This is a genomic window from Mesorhizobium sp. WSM4311 (assembly GCF_002295115.1).
In the GTDB taxonomy this organism is placed as follows: Bacteria; Pseudomonadota; Alphaproteobacteria; order Rhizobiales; family Rhizobiaceae; genus Mesorhizobium.
Map to the genome: position 1 here is coordinate 605,664 of NZ_NSFV01000002.1, position 20,502 is coordinate 626,165.

A 20,502-nucleotide genomic window follows, 5' to 3' on the forward strand; every position below is an offset into this window, starting at 1 on the left:
CAGGGCAGCCATGATTGGCGACGGTCGCCACCTCGAAACCGCGTTTGGTCGACTGACTGCGATCAGCCTGTCAGAGACGGGTGCTATGAATGGTCATCGCGGCGAGGCGGCCATGATGGCCGTCCGCAGCAGGACGTGCGCGCCGATCACTGCGTCGCCAGGTTCCACATACTCCGCCTCGTTGTGGCTAAGCCCGTCACGGCACGGCACGAATATCATTGCGGCGGGCGCGACGCGGGCGAGGAACAGCGCATCATGGAAAGCGCCCGATATCATCTGCTTGTACTGAAGCTGCAGGGACCTGGCGGCCTCCTCGACGGTGTTGACCATATCCGGCGAGAAGGCCGCCCCGGGCATATCGAACGATCGCTTGATCACTGCCGTGCAATGCTGGGCCTCTGCTTCCGCCGCGCAGACCTGGCGGACCTCGGCTTCTATGACATTGAGCTGCTCTGCCCGCGGATGCCTGATATCGACGGTGAAGGCCACCGATTGCGGTATGGCGTTGATCGATCCCGGCCTGGCGGCGATCCGGCCCACCGTCAGCCGCGCGCTGCTGTCGAGCGGCATGATTGTCGTTTGCAGCCTGTGTATCGCGGCAATCGCGGCGACCATCGGATCCCTGCGGTAGGCAAGGTCTGTCGTGCCCGCATGACCGGAAGTGCCCTGGATGGAGACTTCCAGCCAGCGCGTACCCTGGACGGCGGTCACGACACCGATCGGCAACTGCTCCTTTTCCAGTGATGGGCCCTGTTCGATATGCAGCTCGACATAGCCTGATATCGGCATGCCGGTTGGACGAAGGGCAGCCTCCGGCAAGGCGGTGATCGTCGCCTCCAACTCAGCTGCGAGGAGTGCACCGTCGGCGCCGACAATGGATTTCCACGCGGCGGTATCCGCACCGGTGAAGGCCATGGAGCCCATGACGCCCGGCGCGAAGCGGCTGCCTTCTTCATTGGCCCAGGCGACGACCTCGACCGGCATTCGGGTTTCAGCCCGTGCGTCCTCCAGCGCCTCGAGCACCTCGAAGGCGGAAAGCGTGCCGAGCGCACCGTCGAAGCGCCCGCCTGTCGGCTGGCTGTCGAGATGGCTGCCGATCAGGAACGGTGGCAGCGTGGCATCCGTGCCCTCGCGGCGAATGAAGAGGTTCGCGATACCGTCCTGAAAGACCGTGAAGCCGCGCTCCAGGGCCAGCTCCGCCAGGAGGCGCCGGGCCCTGCGATCCTCGACGCTGAACGCCTGCCGGTTGACACCGCCGGCTGGTGTCGCCCCGATCCTGGCGAAAGCGTCAAGCCGCCCGAGCAGTCTGTCGCCGTCAATCCGAGGCGTCAAACTCATCGCTTGAGGCCGCTGATGAAGGCCTTCACCCGCAGCGGATCGACTTGGTTCCACCAGACGCCATCATGTTTCAGCGAGCTGGCGACGATGACGCCGTCGACAATGTCGAGAATGTCGTTGGCATTTTCGGGCGTCACGCCGCTGCCGACAAGCGTCGGCAGCCCGGCCGCGTCCTTGATCATCCTGATGTAGCCGAGGTCGGCGGCGTGGCCGGTGCGCTGGCCGGTGGCGATCACCGCATCGGCATCGAAGAACACCAGGTCCTTGACCTGTTCCTCGACCGGCCGGTCGCCGACGATCGCATGGGCGCCATGCTTGACATGCGCATCGGCGAAGATGCGGATGCCGTTGGCGCGAAGCCTGGCACGGAAGCGCATGGCGCGCGCCGCCTCGCCTTCGATAAAGCCCTCATTGGCGACATAGGCATTCGCCCACTGATTGACGCGCACGAAGGAGGCACCCGAGGCGCTGGCGATCGACAGCGCGGGGATGGAGGCATTGGCGAGCACATTGATGCCGATCGGCCGGCCGAGTTCCCTGCGGATGCGGTCGGAGACGACGGACATGTAAGCGGAGGTCTCGGGGCCGATATCGTCCGGCTTGGCAAAGGGCACGTCGCCATGGTTCTCGACGATCACGCCGTCGCAACCGCCATCGAGATAGGCTTTGGCATCGTCGAGGCCGCACTGGTAGATGGCCTCGACCGCCTCGCCATCGTAGCGCGGCGCGCCCGGCAGGGGCGCCAGATGCACGACGCCGATCACCACTTTCTTTCGACCGAAGATCGATTGCAGCGCGTCATCGGCGACCTGCTTGGAGCCGATGGAGTTGGGGGATCTTGTCATGCGGTTTCCGCTTCCGTCGTTTCCATGAGTATCTTCATCTCTTGCCTGTCGGGGCAGGAGCCGAGCGTGCCGGGGCGACCGACCGAAATGGCCGCGGCTCGTACCGCGATCCGCGCTGCCGCGGCGAGGCCGATCCCGGCCGCAAGGCAGCCTGAGAGGCAGCCGCAAAAGACATCGCCCGCGCCGCTGGTGTCCACCACGTCCGTCTTGGGCGCCGCGAACCGGTCGATCCGTCCTTCACGGTCGGCAACCAGGCAGCCGGCCGCGCCAAGTGTCACGATCGCGCTGTCGGCGCCTTGACGGATCAATTCGCGGGTCGCCGCGGCTGCATCGCCGGTTCCGGTCAGTTGCTCTGCTTCGCCTGCGTTGACGATAGCGAGGCTGACGGCACCCAGACACGGTGTCGAACCGACCGCAAGCGGGCTCGGATTGAGGATTGTCATGGCGCCCGCGCTGCGCGCCGCTTGCAGGCAGGCTGTCGTTATATCGGGAAGAAGATTGCCTTGCATCACCACGATGTCGCCGCGTTCGATCGACGTCGCGAAACCGCTGTCGGCCAGCGGATCGAAGGCGGCGGCGCAGCTGGCGCCGGTGACGATGAGGTTTTCGCCCCGCTCATCGACGATGATCGTCGACCGGTCGCTCGGCAGCGCCAGCATTGTCAGATGGCTGGCGTCGAGGTCGCGGCTCAGCTGTTCCCGTATCCAAAGGCCGGCGGCATCGTCGCCGATCGCCGCATGGAAACGGACATCGGCTCCGGTGCGGGCGGCGGCCACTGCCTGGTTCGCCCCTTTGCCGCCAAGTCCGTCAACATGACTGGACGCGTTCAACGTCTCGCCAGGCCGCGGAAAGCGGCCCAGCTGAAACGTCGTATCGACGCAGGCATTGCCGACGACATGGACGCGCATGGCTAATCCCTGGCTGTCGCCCAGCCCAGCATCTGTTCGAAGAGTGTCTTGTAGCCATTCCAGGCGATGAAGCCCGGCGGCAGCCAGTGCGGCCCGACATCCGATGTCCAGGCGACGGTGCGGCCCTTGCCATATTTGCCGGTCACCAGCAGGGGCATGGATTGGTAGTCGGAAGACACGGTGGCGAGGATTTCGGCGCCCTCCTTGACCGTGACCTCGTTGAAGCCGAGCAGGATCGGCCAATCCTTGCCCAGGCCCTTCAGGATCGGATGGCTTTGAGGGCCGACAACGACCGGCGCATAGCCCTCGGGCACCTCGACGCGATCGTCCACCGGCAGGCAGGTCACCGGCAGAACATCCTCGACCGGCGTCTTGTGGTAGCGTGCGCCGCCATTGATGCCCTGGAAGCTGTAATAGCCGCCGAACATCAGGAGGCCGCCGCCATTGCCGACATAGTCGCGCAGCAGCCGCAGCCGGTTCGGCGTCGGCTTGGAGTGGACCCAGGTGTCGGGGTGAAGCAACAGCGTATTGGCGCCAAGGTCGGAAAGCACCACGGCGTCATAGGCCGAAAGCGTCTCCATGGTCTGGGGAAAATTCCGCTGCGCTTCGTGCGCCGGCATGAAGGTGACGTCGAACGGACCATCCTTCAGCGCCGCCAGCAGTTCATCGGCGCCGGTGTGATAGGTCACGGTCGGGAACTGGTCGAAGCCTTTGATGTGGGTCGCGGTCGAGACCCAGGACTCGCCGGCGAGAAGAACTTTCTTCCTGGACATGTAAACTCCCTGTTTTTTGCTGTGGCCGGCAGCTCAGAGGCTCGCGGCGAACACGGTCTTTGGGTTGTCGATGAGCATGCGGTCGATTGCCGATTGCTCGACACCATGGCGTTTCAGCCTTGGCACGAAATGCTTGAGGATGAAGCCGTAGCCGAAGCCGCCGAAGCGCGTCAGCATGATCTTCAGGAAGACGTCCTGCGACAGCAGGATCCTGTCGACCAGCCCCATGTCGATCAACGAACGGATCGCCTGCGCATTCTGCTCGTCGGAAGGCGATTGCGCATCCTGGTCGGCATAATAGAAATCCATGCCGATCATGTCGTATTCCAGGAAGGCGCCACGCGCGGCGAGGCTTGTCTGATAGCCAAGATCATTGTGGCTCGGATTCATATGGCAAAGGACCGTGTGTCTCAGATCCGCGCCTTCGGCCTCGACCACGTCGAGCACGTCATGCGCCAGCCGTTCCCAGCCGGGCAGATGGATGGTCAGCGGTACGCCGGTGATCCTGGCCGCGCGCGCTGAAGCCCGCAGCGACTTGCGTTCCTCTTCGGTGAAATCCTTGCTGACGCCGACTTCGCCGATGATGCCGGCCATGATTTCGGGCTGCGTCGAGCCGCCGCCGACATCGTTGACGAGAAATTCCGTGACGGCATCGACGTCCATCGCCTTCAGCCAGTCGGGATGGGTGTGCTGCAGGTAGAAGCCTGTGCCCATGACGATGCGCAATCCGGACGCGCGGGCAATACGCGCCAGTTTCACCGGATCGCGGCCGATGCCGATATTGGTCGCGTCGACAACCGTGTGGCCGCCCAGCGCCCGGTACCTGGCGAGCTCGGAAAGCGCCAGGTCGCTGTCGTCGAGCGAGACATTGTCGCGGTTCATGTAGGGGTTCATCCGCAACTCGCCGATGATCTCCATGCTGACCGGCTGCTCGGCGATCTTCCTGTCGTCGGGATGGCAGGGGCATTTCCAGGATGTCGAGCCATCGAGCAGGATATGCTCGTGCATCAGCGTCACGCCCATGTCGGCGATCGCGACCGGGCCGGTAACGGTCATCACGGTCCCGGAGCGAACACCGATCGGCACCCTTTGCCTTGGCGTGTTGTCGAACAAATGATCCATGTCAGCGGCTCCGCGTCGCGCCCTTGAACAGGCGGAAATTCAGCCAGATGGCAACGAGGATGATAGTGCCGGTGACAATCGGCGTCAGGAAGGGCGACATGTGCGCCAGGATCAGGCCGTTGCCGATGACCGCGACGGTCAATGCACCGAGCACGGTGCCGATGATCGTACCGCGCCCGCCGAACAGGCTGGTGCCGCCAAGCACCACGGCGGCGATGACATCGAGCTCGAAACCCTGGCCGGAATTGGACGAGCCGGAGCCCAGCCGCGCGGCCAGAATGACGCCGGCCGACGCTGCCGCCATGCCCGATAGGACATAGACGAAGAGCGTCATGAAGCGCGTATCGACGCCGGCGCGGCGCACAGCCTCGGCGTTGGCCCCGATGCCGGTCACATAGCGGCCGAACGGCGTCTGGTTGAAGGCGAGATAGGCGATGGCCAGGACGACAAGGGCGAGCAAGGCGGGCACAGGCACACCGAGGAACCAGGCCCTGCCGATGTTGACGAAGAAGCTCGTCGGCTCGACCGGGATCGAATAGCCGCCGGTGATCAGCAGCGCCACGCCACGGATGACCGAGAGCCCGGCAAGCGTGACGATGAAGGCCGGGATGCGCTCATAGGCTATGAAGAAACCCTGCAAGGCGCCGATCGCCGCGCCAAGCGCCAGCATGCCGACAACGACCAGCGGCCATGGCAAGCCGGCCTGCAGCGCAACGGCCGAAAGTGTCGCCGTCAGTGCCAGCACGGACCCAACCGAAAGATCGATGCCTCCGGTGGTGATGACGAAGGTCATCGCCGCCGCAACGATCAGCAGCGGCGCCGATTGGCGCACGATGTTGAGCAGATTGGGCGTGGTCAGGAAGGATCCGGTGACCAGCGAGAAGACCACGCAGACGACGATGAAGAACAGCGCGATGGAAACGACGCTGCCATTGGCTGCCGCCACATCCTTCCAGGTGCTGTTGTGGGCGCGTTTGGGCGGCGAGGCGCCAACACCGGCGGAGGTGACGTTCATGGCTGTACCCCCTCGTCGCGGCTGGCACGCGCCGATCGTGCGGTGAATTTCCGGCCGACGATCAGGTTGACGACCTCCTCGATGCTGGTGTCGCCGATCCTGCGTTCGGCGACGTTGCGGCCCTCATACATGACCTGGATGCGGTCGCAGACCAGGAACAGGTCTTGCAACCGGTGCGTGATGAGGATGACGCTGACGCCGCGGGCGCTGACGGCGCGGATGAGGTCCAGCACCGCCTCGACTTCCGCCACCGCGAGGGCGGCTGTCGGTTCGTCCATGATCAGCACCGATGGATCGAAGGAGGCGGCGCGGCCGATGGCGATCGACTGGCGCTGGCCGCCGGACAGGTTCTCGACCTTGAGCCTGGTATCGGCGATGACGATGCCGAGCCGGTCGAGCATCTCGCGCGTCTGTTCATGCATGCGCCTGTTGTCGAGAAAGGGGACGCCGAGCACGTGGCGGCGAGGCTCGCGGCCGAGGAAGAGATTGCCGGCCACATCCACCGTGTCGCAGAGCGAAAGGTCCTGGTAGACCATCTCCACCCGTGCCGCGCGGGCATCGGCCGGCGAGGAAAAGGACACGGCCTTGCCATCGATCTCGATCGTGCCGGAATCCGGAATGACCGCGCCGGACAGAACCTTGCTCAAGGTGGATTTGCCGGCGCCATTGTCGCCGACCAGGCCGAGCACCTCGCCAGGTTTCAGGTTCAGCGAAACATCATCCAGCGTCTGGATCGGGCCGTATCGTTTGGAAATACCGGTCATCCTGACGCGGCAGGTTTCGCCATCGCTCATCATGGTTCCAGTTCTCATGCGGCATGTTCAATCGGTCGCCGGGCTGCGCGACGACCACAAAGTCGATGCGCGGCCCGGCGGTCTGGGGAGGATCTTACTTGAACATGTCCTTGAACTGGCCGACATTTTCCTTGGTTACGATGGTGATCGGAACGTTGATGATCGGATCGATCTTCTCGCCCTTCTTGAGTTTGCCGAAGGCTTCGATGGCAGCCTTGCCTTCACCGGCCGGATCCTGCTGGACGACGGCGATTACCCAGCCCTCTTCGAGGCCTTGCACCGCGGATTTGGTCAGGTCCCAGCCGAACACCTTGACGTCGCCGGTACGGCCCTGGCTGGTGACGGCCGAAACGGCGCCGAGCAAGGCCGGCTCGCCGGTCGCATAAAGCGTCGTCATGTCGGCATTGGCCGTCATCAGGTTTTCGGAGGCCGACAGCGCCACGTCCTGCACGTTCTGGCCATCGACCGTGTCGAGGAAAGTCACCTTCTGGCCGCTCTCGGTGACAGCCTTCTTGAAGCCGTCCAGGCGCTGATTCTGGATGAACGAATTGAGCGCGCCGACAACGCCGATCTTTGCGGTTCCGTTCAGCTTGGTCTTGACGTATTCGGCGTAGAACTTGCCGATATCCTCGCCGGCCTTGGTGTTGTCGACGCCGACGAAGGCGACATTGTCGCCATTCGGGATCTGCGCGTCGATGGCAATCACTGGAATACCGGCGGCCTTGGCCGCGGTGATCGCGGGCTTCACGCCGTTGACATCGATGGCGACGAGAATGATGCCGTCGACCTTCTGGGTAATGTAGTTCTCGATCGCGTCGTTTTGCGCGCTCGGCACATTGTTGGCGTTGAAGATGACGAGGTCGACGCCGGCGGCCTTTGCCGCGGCCTTGGCACCGTCATTGATCTGGTTGAAGAACAGGGCCTGCTGGTTGATGGTGACCAGCGCATAGGTTTCGGCCATGGCCGAGGCGGAGCCAAGCGCGAGGGTCATGGCGATGGCTGCGGCGCAGCCTGAAAGGATCTTGGTAAGACGCATTCCGGTTCCCCTTGGTTTTGCGGAAAAGGCCCTTGATCGGGCTCATCTGGCGCTGGGCGCAGACGCATAATTCAAGATACTTGATTTCTTGTCAAGTGACTTGAATTGGCGCTGCCGAAAGGAGATGGGGGCCGGCGAGATCAGAATGTCGCCGGCGTATTTACCCAGAAAATGCTGGCGCGTTCGTCGCCGACATTGCGGTACCAGTGCGGCAGTTCGGAGTTGAAAACGAAGGAATCGCCGGCGGACAGGCGAAACGTCTTTTCACCGACCATCAGTTCAATGGCGCCTTCCAGGAGATAGCCGACTTCCTCGCCGGCGTGCTGGATCGGGCCGGCGCTTTCACCGCCCACCTCGATATGATGGATATTGCACTGCAGAAGGTGGCCCGGCGAATAGGGAATGACGCGCTCCAGCGATATGCCTTCGCCGCGCCTGAGCGGATCGAGCGCGATCAGCGGCCGTGCTCCGGCGCGAAAGACAATGCCTTCCTCGCCATCGGCTTCCTCGAACATCCAGCCGATGTTGGTGCCGAGCACCTCGACCAGCCGGTGAAGCATGGGCAGCGAGGGTGAGACCTTGCCGTTCTCGACCTTGGAAAGCAGGCTTTCAGAGCAGTTGGCGGCAGCCGCGAGCGCCTTCAGGGTCAGGCCACGCGTCTGCCGGGAGAGCTTCAACCTTGTGCCGAGCCGCAGCAGGCTGGTTGCGGTAGAGCGCTCGTCGGCGCCCTTGCTGTTGTGGCTATCGATCTTGTTCATTGGGGGGCGCGAACATCTCCGCTGGTTGGGCTGACTCGTAAAACCGATCCCGGGCGTTGTCCATCCTGTGAAAACGGACGATGCATCGGATCGAGCCTAGAACCCGTCCAGGGCAGTCTCCGCGCCCCGCCGTATAACACCGGCGGGGCGGTGATCTCCTACGCTGCTTCGCGCTTCAAGGCCTGCGCCATGCAGTGGATGCCGCCGCCGGTCTTGGAGATCTCGCTCATGTCGACGGCCGCGACCTCGAAGCCGCGCGCCTTGAGCTGGCCGATCAGCGTCTGGCTGGAGGTCGGCGCGATCACCCGGTCCTTGCCGAGCGACATGAAGTTGCAGCCGAGCGCCATCGTGTCCTGGAAGGGAACATCGATGATCTCGTGGCCCTTGCCCTTCAGCCAGTCGACGATGCCGGGCTCTGTGCAGGCGAGGCACACTGCAGTGAGCTTTTCGGCGATCGGCACCACCATCAGGTCGATATGGACATAATATTCGTCGATGAAGGCGATGCGGGTTTCCCAGCCCTCCTTCTCGAACCAGGCCTGCACCTGGCGGGCGCCTTCTTCCTGGGTGCGGGCGCCGCCGCAGCCGATCAACACCACGCCGTCCTCGATGACGTTGAAGTCGCCGCCCTCGAATGTGCCTGCCGTGACCATGTCGTAGATCGGGATGCCGAGCTTCTCGTAGGTGCGGATGGCGGCATAATTTTCGCCGCGCCGCCACCAATTGGCCATGGCGGTAATGATCGCACCGTAGGGCGTCATGACGCTGGAATCGCGGGAATAGACCTGCATCGGCAGTTCCGGCGTCGGCTCGTGCCAGTGGATGTTGACGCCGAAATGCTCGTAGGCGGCGACCAGGTCCTTATGCTGCGCCTGCGCGATCTGGATGTTGCAGGGCGCCTCGCGCAGGTGCTTGCGCGACAGCGAGCTGGTCGACAGATGCCGCAGGAAATTCGGCGATCCCAGCAGCACGTCGGTCAACATGTCGGTTTCGTTGGCGAAGCCCCACGATGTCAGCGGCTTGGTGCCGCCGGCCGGATTGCGGCGCTGCAGCGAAAACGGCTCGGCGACGATGCGATCATGAACGGTCATGCGGTTCTCCTCGTGGGCTTGTTCTCAAGAGTTGGTCGGGACCTGTCTTGCTTGGGATCCACCAGTCGCGGCCGCGCGCCGTGGTGACATATTCCGGCCAGCGGAAGTTGATTGGCGGTTCGTAGTCGCAGAGCGGTGCGATCCAGTTGGTGCCGCCAATGCCGCCTCCGGTGCGGGTGACGAACTCGTCCATCGCCGCATCGCGGGCTTTTTCGTCCTCGAGCAGGCGCAGCGCCGCCAGCGCGACCGTCTTGGCCGCACAGGCAACCATCGGATCGATCGTCGCTGAAATGCCGCCCAGCGCATTCATCACCCAGGAGGGATAGGCATGGCCTTTGGCCGAACGCAGCGCCGGACGGGCGACGTAAAAGCGTGCTGTCGGCGCGTGCCAGCTCATGTCGGTGTAGTCGTCGGAGGTCGAATTCAGCTGCGAAGGCGGCAGGTCGCGGCGCAGGATCGCTTCCGCCTCCTGTGGTGCGATCAGCCGCTCCAGCTCGTCGATGAACGGGTTCTCGGTCGCGGTACCACCGGCATTGACCTGGATTTCGCGCCCGATCGCCCTGGCGGCCTCGTCCCAGCATGGCGGCCCGACCGTCGACAGCGCTTCATAGGCGATCTCGGCCATGGCGTGATTGGCCAGCCCGGGCCGCGACTTCGATACCCAGTGGCGCTCATAACGGCAGCCGCCGATCGCGGCCGCCGCCGCCGCATTTCGGTCCAGCACGGCGGTGACCTGCTCGGCCATCCGAAGCGTCGGCACGCGGATCATGTACTGGATCTCGGCCAGCCCTGCCGGCAGATTGTCGGCCGTGGCCTGGCCCGCCGTCAGGATCGCCTCGCTGATCGACCAGCCGCCCTGATGCGGCAGCATGGAATCGCGCAGCGCCTTGGACGCCATGTACATCGTCATCAGCGCGTCGTTGGCGCCCGGCGCGCGGACCGCCGAATGCGCCTGCGGGATCGGTGCGCCATCGCCTGCGCGAACCCAGTTTTCGGGTTCGTCGCAAACAAAGCGGTAGATCATGGCGTAGGCTGCTCCACAATGCGTGTCCCAGCGCGCGGTGTTGCAGAGCGGCAGCATGTAGAAGGGATGGAAGGAGATCATGCCGGCAAGGCCGTCATAATAACCCTTGGCCGCATGGATAGGTTTCGAGCCGCGCACCTTTTCGGCCGGCTCGCCGGTAAAGCGCAACGTGCCTGGAATGCCATGGTGCTGCATCGCCGCCTTGGTGGCCAGCAGGCCGCCGAGGCTTGCCATGCCGAGCCCCGAATGCGGGTCGGTGTGGCCGCCGGCCTCGACGCCAAGGCCGGGCCGCGGCTGCTTGACCGTGACCGCGTCCTGGCAGTTGCCGGGAACCGCGTCATATTCGGCATACAGGCCGACCGTCGGCCCGGCGCCATTCGTCCAGTGGGCGCAGAAGGCGGTCGGCATGCCGCCGGAACCTTCCTCGACGGCAAAGCCTTCCCGCTTCAGTCGCTCCACATACCACGCGGCGGACTGATACTCGCGCCAGGCGGTCTCGCCGAAATCGAAGATGGTGCGCGTCCACGCCGACAGCAGCGGCTGGATGCCGTCGAGGCAGGCAAGGGCGGTCTCTTGCGCCGATGTCGTCACCGGTTTGTCCATGCATCAAAGAAAGCAGTGAAGCGGCTCGCCAAAAAGTGATATGTTTTCCCGGTTCATGCAAATTCGGTTCACCTCTTGAGAATTCCATCCACACAGGCGCTGCGCGCCCTCGACAGTTTCGCCCGCCACGGCAGCGTCTGGCGTGCCGCCGACGAACTGCACCTTACCCGCAGCGCGGTAAGCCACCAGCTGCGGCTTTTGGAACGCGATCTCGGCTTCGATCTGCTGCAGCGCATCGGCAAGGGGGTGGCGCTGACGCCGCGTGGCCAGCGCTACGCAGCCGATGTTAGGAAGGCGCTGACCGTGCTCGGCGACGCGGGAGCGCAGACGAACGGCGCCGGCGTCGGCGGCTCCTTTGCCATCTCCTGTCCGCCCGGCTTCGCCTCCATGTTCCTGTGCACCCATATCGGCGAGTTCCAGCAGATGTACCCTGACGTGGCGCTCTCGGTGCTGACGCCGCGCCGGCTCGATGACGTCTCGAACCCGGACGCCGACGCCTTCATCGCCTTCGGCGTCGGCAACTGGCCGAACCGGGTGGTGGAGCTGCTCTGCGAAGTCCACTTCACGCCGCTCTGCAGCCCGACATTGCTCAACAAGGTCGGCGGCTTTTCCAAACCGGCGGACGTCCTGCGCGCCAACCTGCTGCATCTCTCCGACACCGAGGACTGGGCGCGCTGGCTGGCGCTGTCCAAGGTGGAAAACCCGGATACCGAAGGCGGTATCTTCTTTTCCGACATGAACCTCGTCTTCTCGGCGGCGGTCGCCGGCCAGGGAATTGCCATGGGCGACGAGCTGACCGGCCGCCGGGCGCTGAGCGAAGGCCGGCTGGTCAAGCCGTTTGAAGCGTCAGTGCCCTCGCCACGCTCCTATTTCCTTGTTTTCGAGCACGCCAAGGCCGGTCATCCCGTGCTCAACGCCTTCAGCGACTGGCTCAGGGCGAAGCTGTCGGAGAACAGACTCTGATCTGTCCCTCTTAAGGGACCCTCGATGCGGAGATTTGGCGCGTCCCGACTGCCAGACGTGAATCAAATTTGCCGATCAGGCGAAAACTATTCGGTTGCGGTGAGCCGCCAGCCTGCCTACGATTTCACCTGGGACTGAGGAAGAGGCAGGATGCAGCAACCCGGCCGGGCCGCAGAGATCAAGGCAATTGGAATCGGCAAGAGCTTCGGCTCGTTCCGTGCGTTGGACAATCTGTCGCTCAATATCGGCCGCGGCGAATTCCTGACGCTGCTCGGCCCTTCCGGTTCGGGCAAGACCACCTTCCTGATGATCCTGGCCGGCTTCGTGCAGCCGACAGACGGCAAGCTTTTCAGCGACGGCACCGACATCACCGACCGCCCGGCCGAGCAGCGCGCCGCCGGCATGGTGTTCCAGGGCTATGCGCTGTTCCCGCATATGAGCGTCGAGGCCAACATCGCCTTCCCGCTCAAAGTGCGCAAGAAATCGGCCGCAGACATCAAGAAGCGCGTCGGCGAGATGATCGAGCGCGTCGGCCTGATCGGCCATGAGAAGAAACTGCCCTCGCAGCTCTCCGGTGGCCAGCAGCAACGCGTGGCGCTCGCGCGCGCACTGGTGTTCGAGCCGGGGGTGCTTCTGCTCGACGAGCCGTTCTCGGCGCTGGACAAGAGCCTGCGCGGCCAGATGCAGGCCGAGATGAAGCGCCTGCACCAGGAAACCGGCACCACTTTCGTCTTCGTCACCCACGACCAGAGCGAGGCGCTGGCGCTGTCTTCCCGCGTCGCCATCTTCAACCACGGCAAATTGCTGCAGGTCGGGGCGCCGGATGAAGTCTACGACCGGCCGGACAACCGCTTCGTCGCCGAATTCCTTGGCGAGATCAACATGCTGCCGCTGAAGGGGGTCAAGCCTGCCGACAATGGCTCGACGGGCCTTTGCGAAGACCGCGCGGTCAATATGCACTGCAAGGCCGAGAAGGTCCGTGGCGACGCCATCCTGGCGATCCGGCCCGAGCATATGTCGATCGCGCGCGAAGCGGCCGCCGGTGAAAACGGCATCGCGGCGACCGCCATTGCCTCGACTTATCTGGGCGCCGCCACAAAGCTCGATCTGACCACGCGCCAAGGCGCGAAGGTGACCGTCTCGGTGCCGAACGAGGTTGCCGCTGCGGCACTGAGCAAAGGCAATTCCGTCTGGCTGACCTGGCCGGCGGAAAAGGGTTTCCTCCTTCCGGACGGAGGACAATGAGCACCGGCGCGGCCTGATCCGCCGCACCGGCTTCCGGACTGAAATCAACGAAAAACAAAGGGGAACTGACATGAACGACACCAAGAAACACGCCATCGAGACGCTGTCCGAAAGGACCAGACGCGGCGAGATCTCGCGCCGCCAGTTCACGCAGCTGGCAGCCCTCGTGCTTGCCGGCACGCCGATGCTGCTGCGCTCGACCGGAGCCTTTGCCGCGGCCAAGGAACTGGTGCTGGTCAATTGGGGTGGCGACGCCATCACCGCCTATGATGCGGCCTATGGTCAGGCTTTCACCAAGGACACCGGCATCACCGTCAAGATGGACGGCTCGGGCCCGACCGAAGGCGCCATTTCGGCGCAGTTCAAGAGCGGCGCGCCGACCTGGGACCTGGTCGACGTCGATCCGTTCTCGGCAATCACCCTCGGCGCCCAGGGTGCGCTCGAGCCGATCGACTACAACATTGTCGACAAGAAGAAGATGCGCCCCGGCTTCGGCTGGGAATATGCCGCCTCGACCTATTTCTTCTCCTACGTCATCGCCTATGATTCCGAGAAATACGGCAAGGACGCCCCGACCGGCATGGCCGATTTCTTCGACGTGAAGAAGTTCCCCGGCAAGCGCTCGCTCTACAAATGGGGCGTGTCGAGCTGGGAAGCGGCGCTTTTGGCCGACGGCATCGCGCCGGCTTCGCTCTACCCGCTCGACCTCAAGCGGGCGCATGACAAGATCGCCGCCTTCAAGGAAAACGTCGTCGCCTACTGGGGTGGCGGCGCCGAGAGCCAGAGCGTGCTGCTCAACGGCGAAGCTTCGATGGCCATCGTCTGGTCAACCCGCGCGTCGCTGATCGAGCAGGATTCCGGCGGCAAGATCAAGTTCATCTGGGACCAGGGCCTGATCTCGCCCGGTGCGCTGGCCGTGCTCAAGAACAATCCCGGCGGCAAGGACGCGGCGATGAAGTTCATCGCCAGCGCGCAGGATCCGCAAAAGCAGCTCGTCATGTTCGACAAGCTCGGCCAGGGTCCGGCCAACCCGGCGGCCGACGCGCTGATCCCGGCCGACAAGAAGCGCATCAACCCCGTCGATCCCGAAAACATGAAGAAGCAGATCGCGCTCGACATGGACTGGTACGCCAAGAACTACGGCGCGGCGCTCGACGAATACACCAAGATCATCTCCGCCTGATCGGCAGCGATGATCTGAGATGAGAGGCGTTCTCTCAGACAGGATGGGCGCGGCGCTGTTGATGGCGCCGCTGCTCCTGTTCCTCGTCCTGGCCTATGCCTGGCCGTTTCTCGGCGTGGTGAAGTGGAGCTTTACTCTGCCGACGCCGGGGCTTGGCCAGTATGATGCCTTGCTTACCGACGATCTGGTGCAGTCGGTGTTCATCCGCACGCTGCGCATCGCGGCGATCGTCACGGTTGTGTCGGTCGCCGCCGCCTACGCCATCACGGTCGTCTGGGTGCGCGGCAGCCCGGCGCAGCGTCTCATCGCCGAATTCTGCATCCTGGTCCCGTTCTGGATCTCTGTGCTGACGCGCGCCTTCGGCTGGGTGGCGCTTTTGTCCAATCGCGGCCTGATCAACACCTGGCTGCAGTCGATCGGTTTCATTTCCGAACCGCTGACCCTGGTGCGCAATGAGTTCGGCGTCGTCGTCGGCATGACGCATTTCCTCATTCCTTTCGCTGTCTTTCCGCTGGCGTCCGCCATGCGCAGTCTCGACGACCGCGTGCTGCTTGCGGCGCGTGGGCTTGGCTCCAGCCGCACGCGCACATTCTGGACGGTGTTCGTGCCGATGACACGCTCCGGCATCATCGGTTCGGCGCTGATCGTGTTCGTCTTCTCGCTCGGCTTCTTCGTCACGCCGGCGATCCTTGGCGGCGGCCGCAGCGTGATGATCGCCGAACTGATCTATCTCAGGATCTTCCAGAGCCCGGACTGGGGGCTGGGAGCTGCGATCAGCGTCGTGCTGGTGGTGTTCGTCGGGGCGCTGATGGGGCTGCTGTTCCGCTATGTCAGACCCAAGCAGTTGATCTGATGCCGACCTATCGCCCCGGACCCGTCTCGCTGATCCTCGCCGCCCTTGTGGCGCTTTTCCTGCTGATGCCGCTGCTTGCGGTCATCCCGGTGTCGCTGACGCCGAGCCGCATGCTGGCGATGCCGACAGGCGAACTGTCGCTGCGCCACTATCGCTCGCTGATCGAGGATCCTCGCTGGCTCCAGTCGATCCTGTTGTCGATCCGCATCGGTATCGTCAGCAGTGCGATTTCCACGGTGCTGGCGCTTTGCTTCAGCCTCGGTGTCTGGATGTTCCAACCGCGCTTTACCGCAGCACTGGTCGGTTTCGTGCTGTTGCCGATGGTTGTGCCGCCGGTGGTCTCGGCGATCACGCTTTACTTCCTGCTGACCTCGATCTCCGGCTTCAGCTCGTTCTTCGGCTACGACACCTGGCTCGGCGTCGCCATGGCCCATTCGGTCATGACGGTGCCTTTCGCCACGGTGCTGATCCTGGTCTCGCTCAGCCAGCTCGACCGCCGCATCGACCTTGCCGCGCGCGGCCTTGGCGCAACTGTCTGGGAGCGCGCCACCCGCATCATCATGCCCAACATCAAGTTCGGCATCATCACAGCAGCGCTTTTGTCCTTCGTGCTGTCATGGGAAGAAATCGGCGTCACCCTGTTCATCACCTCGGTCAACGCCATCACGCTGCCCCGCCTGATGTGGATGGGCCTGCGCGACAATATCGACCCGGCGATCGCCGCCCTCTCGGTGATCCTGATCATCATCACGGTGCTGGTGCTGGCGGTGCGCAGTGTGATGACCAGGCAGAGTGCAGGGCACTAGACAAACCGCACTGAGGCGCAGCCGAGCCTGGCTCGTCTCCTCGACTTCATTCACGATGCGGCGCTAAATATACAAAGCACTGGCGTTTTCGTGGGAGGTGATGATGTCGGTGACGTATGATTTTGCGGGCCGAACAGCAATCGTCACAGGCGGCGCCCGTGGTATCGGCCGAGCGATAGCCCACAAGCTCACTTTGAGTGGAGCGGACGTCTGGATCTGGGATATTGAGCCCGTCGAGCTTAAAGGCACACGCTCTCTTTCAGTGGACGTGACGAAACGCGAGAGCATCATCCAAGCGCTGACCATCATGGGTGAAGTCGGGGTCGACATTCTCGTCAACAATGCGGGGTGGCTGGGTGGCTATAAGCCGTTCGAGGAATTCGAACCGGCGGAATGGCAGAGAATCCTGCAGGTCAACCTTCTTGGTACGTTCGAGGTAACGCATTGCGTGCTCCCGCTTATGCGACAAGCGGGCAAGGGTCGTATCGTCAACATGGGATCCCTTGCCGGGAAAGAGGGACTGCCGAGCCTTGCGGCCTATTCCGCGGCCAGTGCCGGTGTCATCGCTTTTACCAAAGCACTGTCGCGTGAGGTCAGCGATACCGATATTCGCGTGAACTGCATCGCCCCGGGTCCGATCGATACGCGCCTTATCCGGGACCTCGGAAATGAGACCGTCGACGCGATAATATCGGCAAGTCCGCTGAAGCGGCTCGGCGATCCGAACGAGGTAGCGGCGCTCGTGGTGTGGCTTTGCTCGGATGCCTGTGTGTTCAACACCGGCGCTGTTTTCGATATGTCGGGCGGCCGAGCTCGATACTGACAGAGATTGCGGAAATCAAAGTCTTATTTTCGAGATCATCGGCGTTCATCATCGCGCCGGGGCGAATCATGCGATATGGCGCAGGCTTGACGAGCGGGTACGCCTCGCGTGAATTTGCCAGTATGACGAAACGCTTGCACAAGGCATAACAGGCGAGGGGGGACGATAAATGACCGCGCCCGGCGATTTGCTGCAGGCACTTTTTCTAAGGCTCAAAAGCGATAAGGCGCTGTCTGCCCTGCTTGGTGGCGCCGGGCTGCTCGAACGGGCGACGGAAAATGCCGCTTTTCCCTACGTGACCTTTGGTCAGACCACCGCCTTCGACTGGGACACCGGCGCCGAGAACGACGACGATCAGTTGATTACGCTGCATGTCTGGTCGAAAGCCCATGGTGACGACGAAACCCTTGCCATCATGGCCGCCATCAAGGCCCGCCTTGCGAACGCCGCACTGGTGGTCGGCCGGCGCGGCAAGACGCGGCTGTCGCTTGAATTCACCGAGGCCCGTTACGACGAGGATCTCCTCGTGCATCACGGGCTGCTGCGGTTTCGCGCGCTGACGCAGGAAAATGCCTGACACGCTTTCAATCCGGCCGAAACGGAGTCTAGACTGGCGTCTGCGGGATTTCGTCGCGTCGGGGCGTCGAAATCACGGTCGGTCGTTTCGCGTTCATGGGGTGTAGCGGCATGGTTTTCGCATCGATCACCGTTCATTTCACGTTCAGCACCGATGCGTTACAACGCGGACCATGAAAACGCTTCGCTCCCACTTTCGAACCGCGACCCTGGCGCTCTGTGCTGCCGGGCTGTTTGCGTCGCAGGCGACGGCGATGTCGGTGATCGCGCCCGAACAGTCCAGCCCGATCGTCCTGGCCGCATCCGACTGCTACGCGATCGGCCAGCAGGTGGCCGAGCAGAATGGCGGGACGTTGGCCAAGGCCTCGCAGTCGACACGCGGTGGCCAGCCGGTCTGTGTCATCGTCGTGCTGGTGCCTGGCAAGGACGGGCAGCGTCCGCGCCGTTCCGAAATCGTCGTTCCGCAGAACTGACCCACCGTTTCCCAGGCTGCCGGAATCGGCCTATATCTGAACCAGTCCTTCAAAAGGTATCGATCTCCGCATGCGCGTACTCGTCGTCGAGGATGACAAGGATCTCAACCGGCAGATAGCGGACGCGCTGGTCGACGCCGGTTATGTCGTCGACCGTGCCTTCGACGGCGAGGAAGGCCATTTCCTCGGCGACACCGAACCCTACGACGCCGTCGTGCTCGATATCGGCCTGCCGCAGATGGACGGCATCAGCGTGGTCGAGCGCTGGCGCCGCGGTGGCCGCAAGATGCCGGTGCTGATCCTGACGGCGCGCGACCGCTGGAGCGACAAGGTCTCCGGCATCGATGCCGGCGCCGACGACTATGTCACCAAGCCGTTCCACATCGAGGAAGTGCTGGCGCGGCTCAGGGCGCTGATCCGCCGCGCCGCCGGCCATGCCTCGTCGGAACTCACCTGCGGGCCGCTGCGCCTCGACACCAAGGCCTCGAAGGCCGATGTCGACGGCGTGCCGCTGAAGCTGACGTCACACGAATTCCGCCTGCTTGCCTATCTGATGCACCATATGGGCGAGGTGGTCTCGCGCACCGAACTGGTCGAGCATCTCTACGATCAGGATTTCGACCGCGATTCCAACACCATCGAGGTCTTTGTCGGGCGGCTGCGCAAGAAGATGGGCATCGACATGATCGAAACCGTACGTGGCATGGGCTACCGCATGCGCGAGCCGGAGGCGTAACTCGGAACCGCTCAAACCAACCGCAAGGGCGCCGCTTTCGCTGCGTTTGTGGCCGCGTTCGCTGACGTTCCGCGTGATCGCTTTTTCCACTGTGTGGGCGATCCTGACCCTTGTCGTCATTTTCACCCTGATCACCACGCTCTACCGCCAGGCCAGCGAGCGCGGCTTCGACAGCCTGCTTTCAGCGCATCTGTTCAACCTGATCGGGTCCGTTGGCATTTCCGACACGGGTGCGCTTACCGGCGCCCCGGACCTTGGCGACCTCCGCTTCTCCGAGCCGAATTCCGGTTGGTACTGGTCGGTCGAGCCTGCCTCGGAGGGCGTGCATGGTGACCTTCATTCGTCGTCGATGACGAGCAAAATTCCGTCGCCAAGCGTCGCCGAGGTGCCCTTCAATGCCAGCTTCCAGCGCAGCTATTCGGCCGAAGGCATAGACGGCGAGCAGCTCGAAGTGTTCGAGAGCGAATTCGTGCTCGATGCCAAGAACCGCGCCGCGCGTTTTCGGGTGATGGGCAACCAGAGCGAACTCGAACAGGAAATCGCCACCTTCCAGCGCCGCCTGCTGACTTATCTCAGCCTGTTCGGCGTCGGCATGATCGCCATCAACGCCATTGCCATCCTGCTCGGCCTGCAGCCGCTGCGCCGGGTGCGCAACGCCCTTGCCATGGTGCGCGAAGGCACCGCGCAGCGGCTCGACGGCCGCTTTCCTGCCGAGATCGAGCCGTTAGCCAACGAAACCAACGCCTTGATCGAAAACAACAAACGCATCGTCGAGCGCTCGCGGACCCAGGTCGGCAATCTCGCCCATTCGCTGAAGACGCCGCTTGCGGTGCTGCTCAACGAAGGCAGGGCGCTTGGCGGCGCCAAGGGACAATTGATCGCCGAGCAGGCCGCCTCGATGCAGAAGCAGGTCGACCATTATTTGCAGCGCGCCCGCGTCGCGGCGCAGCGCGACAGCGTCGTCTACCGTACGCCGGTGGCGCCGCTGGTGCAGCGCATGGTGCGGGTCCTGCAGAAGCTCAATCCGCAGACCAGCCTGTCGCTGTCCCTGCCGGCCACCGAGATCGTCTTTGCCGGAGAGCGCGAGGACCTCGAGGAACTGCTCGGCAATCTTCTCGAAAATGCGATGAAATGGGCAAAAAGCGCGGTCTCGGTCACGGTGGCCCCCCTGGCCGGCAAGGACGACAATCTTTTCGAGATCAGCATCGACGACGACGGTCCCGGCATTCCCGAGGACAAGGCGCGCGACGCGCTGAAGCGTGGAAGGCGCCTGGACGAGACAAAACCGGGAACAGGTCTGGGACTTGCCATTGTCGCCGACCTCGTCAACGAGTATGGAGGCGTTCTCGCGCTCGAACGGTCCGGCCTGGGTGGATTGAAGGCAGTGGTGCGCTTGCGGAGCCTTCAGTGACGCTTCCCCGGACCAACCGACAGCGATGGAAGGCGTTTGTTATGGCGGCATATGGATTGATCCCGGAGCAACGCCGATTGCTCTCGAACTTGCCGGCAGCGGCCAAATTTCCGACAAATATCAATA

General features: G+C 63.5%; 21 protein-coding genes. 10 read left to right on the forward strand and 11 right to left on the reverse strand.

Annotated elements, in window-relative coordinates; genetic code table 11:
* Nucleotides 1–93: 93 nt before the first annotated feature.
* From CK226_RS06645 to CK226_RS06695, 11 genes are all read right to left on the reverse strand, one after another.
* Complete coding sequence (locus tag CK226_RS06645; RefSeq protein WP_095791379.1) at nt 94–1,338, reverse strand: Zn-dependent hydrolase; 1,245 nt, start codon at nt 1,336–1,338, stop codon at nt 94–96.
* Nucleotides 1,335–2,183, reverse strand: coding sequence for a BtpA/SgcQ family protein (locus CK226_RS06650; protein WP_095791380.1), 849 nt, complete (start codon nt 2,181–2,183; stop codon nt 1,335–1,337). The genes CK226_RS06645 and CK226_RS06650 overlap by 4 nt, the downstream gene beginning before the upstream one ends.
* A complete protein-coding gene (locus CK226_RS06655; protein WP_095791381.1) occupies nt 2,180–3,091 on the reverse strand; it encodes a ribokinase in 912 nt (303 codons plus the stop codon). Before CK226_RS06655 ends, CK226_RS06650 begins: the two co-directional genes overlap by 4 nt.
* Nucleotides 3,092–3,093: 2 nt before the next feature.
* Entirely contained in the window at nt 3,094–3,864 is a 771-nt protein-coding gene (locus tag CK226_RS06660) for a glutamine amidotransferase (RefSeq protein WP_095791382.1), read from the reverse strand.
* 33 nt (nt 3,865–3,897) lie between these two features.
* The gene (locus CK226_RS06665) at nt 3,898–4,986 is read right to left on the reverse strand and encodes a phosphotriesterase (protein WP_095770774.1); all 1,089 of its coding nucleotides are present in this window, start codon (nt 4,984–4,986) and stop codon (nt 3,898–3,900) included.
* 1 nt (nt 4,987) lies between these two features.
* On the reverse strand, nt 4,988–6,001 hold the full coding sequence (locus CK226_RS06670; protein ID WP_095791383.1) for an ABC transporter permease: 1,014 nt from the start codon (nt 5,999–6,001) through the stop codon (nt 4,988–4,990).
* Entirely contained in the window at nt 5,998–6,795 is a 798-nt protein-coding gene (locus CK226_RS06675) for an ATP-binding cassette domain-containing protein (protein ID WP_095786876.1), read from the reverse strand. Before CK226_RS06675 ends, CK226_RS06670 begins: the two co-directional genes overlap by 4 nt.
* Nucleotides 6,796–6,889: 94 nt before the next feature.
* Nucleotides 6,890–7,831 (reverse strand): substrate-binding domain-containing protein, encoded by a 942-nt coding sequence (locus CK226_RS06680; RefSeq protein ID WP_095770772.1) that lies wholly within the window; start codon nt 7,829–7,831, stop codon nt 6,890–6,892.
* Between the two features lie 140 nt (nt 7,832–7,971).
* Entirely contained in the window at nt 7,972–8,589 is a 618-nt protein-coding gene (locus CK226_RS06685; RefSeq protein ID WP_095786523.1) for a cupin domain-containing protein, read from the reverse strand.
* 158 nt (nt 8,590–8,747) lie between these two features.
* Nucleotides 8,748–9,680, reverse strand: a complete 933-nt coding sequence (locus tag CK226_RS06690) for a dimethylarginine dimethylaminohydrolase family protein (protein WP_095791384.1) — start codon at nt 9,678–9,680, stop codon at nt 8,748–8,750.
* On the reverse strand, nt 9,667–11,307 hold the full coding sequence (locus CK226_RS06695; RefSeq protein WP_245437674.1) for an amidohydrolase: 1,641 nt from the start codon (nt 11,305–11,307) through the stop codon (nt 9,667–9,669). The genes CK226_RS06690 and CK226_RS06695 overlap by 14 nt, the downstream gene beginning before the upstream one ends.
* Nucleotides 11,308–11,382: 75 nt before the next feature.
* Between CK226_RS06695 and CK226_RS06700 the strand changes: the two genes are divergently transcribed.
* The 10 genes from CK226_RS06700 to CK226_RS06745 all read left to right on the forward strand — a co-directional run bounded on the left by CK226_RS06700 (nt 11,383) and on the right by CK226_RS06745 (nt 20,376).
* Nucleotides 11,383–12,270: a LysR substrate-binding domain-containing protein gene (locus CK226_RS06700; protein ID WP_095770769.1), complete on the forward strand. Its 888-nt coding sequence runs from the start codon at nt 11,383–11,385 to the stop codon at nt 12,268–12,270.
* A gap of 150 nt (nt 12,271–12,420) precedes the next feature.
* The gene (locus CK226_RS06705) at nt 12,421–13,515 is read left to right on the forward strand and encodes an ABC transporter ATP-binding protein (RefSeq protein ID WP_095786521.1); all 1,095 of its coding nucleotides are present in this window, start codon (nt 12,421–12,423) and stop codon (nt 13,513–13,515) included.
* 70 nt (nt 13,516–13,585) lie between these two features.
* On the forward strand, nt 13,586–14,698 hold the full coding sequence (locus CK226_RS06710) for an ABC transporter substrate-binding protein (protein WP_095770767.1): 1,113 nt from the start codon (nt 13,586–13,588) through the stop codon (nt 14,696–14,698).
* A 19-nt stretch (nt 14,699–14,717) separates the two neighbouring features.
* On the forward strand, nt 14,718–15,551 hold the full coding sequence (locus tag CK226_RS06715; protein WP_095786520.1) for an ABC transporter permease: 834 nt from the start codon (nt 14,718–14,720) through the stop codon (nt 15,549–15,551).
* Nucleotides 15,551–16,357, forward strand: coding sequence for an ABC transporter permease (locus tag CK226_RS06720; protein WP_095770765.1), 807 nt, complete (start codon nt 15,551–15,553; stop codon nt 16,355–16,357). Before CK226_RS06715 ends, CK226_RS06720 begins: the two co-directional genes overlap by 1 nt.
* Nucleotides 16,358–16,460: 103 nt before the next feature.
* Nucleotides 16,461–17,180: an SDR family NAD(P)-dependent oxidoreductase gene (locus tag CK226_RS06725; protein ID WP_245437675.1), complete on the forward strand. Its 720-nt coding sequence runs from the start codon at nt 16,461–16,463 to the stop codon at nt 17,178–17,180.
* Nucleotides 17,181–17,349: 169 nt separating this feature from the next.
* Entirely contained in the window at nt 17,350–17,757 is a 408-nt protein-coding gene (locus tag CK226_RS06730; protein WP_095791386.1) for a DUF3168 domain-containing protein, read from the forward strand.
* 172 nt (nt 17,758–17,929) lie between these two features.
* Nucleotides 17,930–18,229, forward strand: coding sequence for a hypothetical protein (locus CK226_RS06735; RefSeq protein WP_095770762.1), 300 nt, complete (start codon nt 17,930–17,932; stop codon nt 18,227–18,229).
* 70 nt (nt 18,230–18,299) lie between these two features.
* The gene (locus CK226_RS06740) at nt 18,300–18,965 is read left to right on the forward strand and encodes a response regulator transcription factor (protein WP_019857144.1); all 666 of its coding nucleotides are present in this window, start codon (nt 18,300–18,302) and stop codon (nt 18,963–18,965) included.
* Nucleotides 18,966–19,005: 40 nt separating this feature from the next.
* The gene (locus CK226_RS06745) at nt 19,006–20,376 is read left to right on the forward strand and encodes an ATP-binding protein (protein WP_179300990.1); all 1,371 of its coding nucleotides are present in this window, start codon (nt 19,006–19,008) and stop codon (nt 20,374–20,376) included.
* The last annotated feature ends 126 nt before the right edge of the window (nt 20,377–20,502 follow it).

Excerpts from the sequence above, each read along its gene's own strand:
- CK226_RS06645 (WP_095791379.1), bottom strand. The coding sequence starts at position 1,338 with ATGAGTTTGACGCCTCGGATTGACGGCGACAGACTGCTCGGGCGGCTT.
- CK226_RS06650 (WP_095791380.1), bottom strand. The coding sequence starts at position 2,183 with ATGACAAGATCCCCCAACTCCATCGGCTCCAAGCAGGTCGCCGATGAC.
- CK226_RS06655 (WP_095791381.1), bottom strand. The coding sequence starts at position 3,091 with ATGCGCGTCCATGTCGTCGGCAATGCCTGCGTCGATACGACGTTTCAG.
- CK226_RS06660 (WP_095791382.1), bottom strand. The coding sequence starts at position 3,864 with ATGTCCAGGAAGAAAGTTCTTCTCGCCGGCGAGTCCTGGGTCTCGACC.
- CK226_RS06665 (WP_095770774.1), bottom strand. The coding sequence starts at position 4,986 with ATGGATCATTTGTTCGACAACACGCCAAGGCAAAGGGTGCCGATCGGT.
- CK226_RS06670 (WP_095791383.1), bottom strand. The coding sequence starts at position 6,001 with ATGAACGTCACCTCCGCCGGTGTTGGCGCCTCGCCGCCCAAACGCGCC.
- CK226_RS06675 (WP_095786876.1), bottom strand. The coding sequence starts at position 6,795 with ATGAGCGATGGCGAAACCTGCCGCGTCAGGATGACCGGTATTTCCAAA.
- CK226_RS06680 (WP_095770772.1), bottom strand. The coding sequence starts at position 7,831 with ATGCGTCTTACCAAGATCCTTTCAGGCTGCGCCGCAGCCATCGCCATG.
- CK226_RS06685 (WP_095786523.1), bottom strand. The coding sequence starts at position 8,589 with ATGAACAAGATCGATAGCCACAACAGCAAGGGCGCCGACGAGCGCTCT.
- CK226_RS06690 (WP_095791384.1), bottom strand. The coding sequence starts at position 9,680 with ATGACCGTTCATGATCGCATCGTCGCCGAGCCGTTTTCGCTGCAGCGC.
- CK226_RS06695 (WP_245437674.1), bottom strand. The coding sequence starts at position 11,307 with ATGGACAAACCGGTGACGACATCGGCGCAAGAGACCGCCCTTGCCTGC.
- CK226_RS06705 (WP_095786521.1), top strand. The coding sequence starts at position 12,421 with ATGCAGCAACCCGGCCGGGCCGCAGAGATCAAGGCAATTGGAATCGGC.
- CK226_RS06710 (WP_095770767.1), top strand. The coding sequence starts at position 13,586 with ATGAACGACACCAAGAAACACGCCATCGAGACGCTGTCCGAAAGGACC.
- CK226_RS06715 (WP_095786520.1), top strand. The coding sequence starts at position 14,718 with ATGAGAGGCGTTCTCTCAGACAGGATGGGCGCGGCGCTGTTGATGGCG.
- CK226_RS06720 (WP_095770765.1), top strand. The coding sequence starts at position 15,551 with ATGCCGACCTATCGCCCCGGACCCGTCTCGCTGATCCTCGCCGCCCTT.
- CK226_RS06725 (WP_245437675.1), top strand. The coding sequence starts at position 16,461 with ATGTCGGTGACGTATGATTTTGCGGGCCGAACAGCAATCGTCACAGGC.
- CK226_RS06730 (WP_095791386.1), top strand. The coding sequence starts at position 17,350 with ATGACCGCGCCCGGCGATTTGCTGCAGGCACTTTTTCTAAGGCTCAAA.
- CK226_RS06735 (WP_095770762.1), top strand. The coding sequence starts at position 17,930 with ATGAAAACGCTTCGCTCCCACTTTCGAACCGCGACCCTGGCGCTCTGT.
- CK226_RS06740 (WP_019857144.1), top strand. The coding sequence starts at position 18,300 with ATGCGCGTACTCGTCGTCGAGGATGACAAGGATCTCAACCGGCAGATA.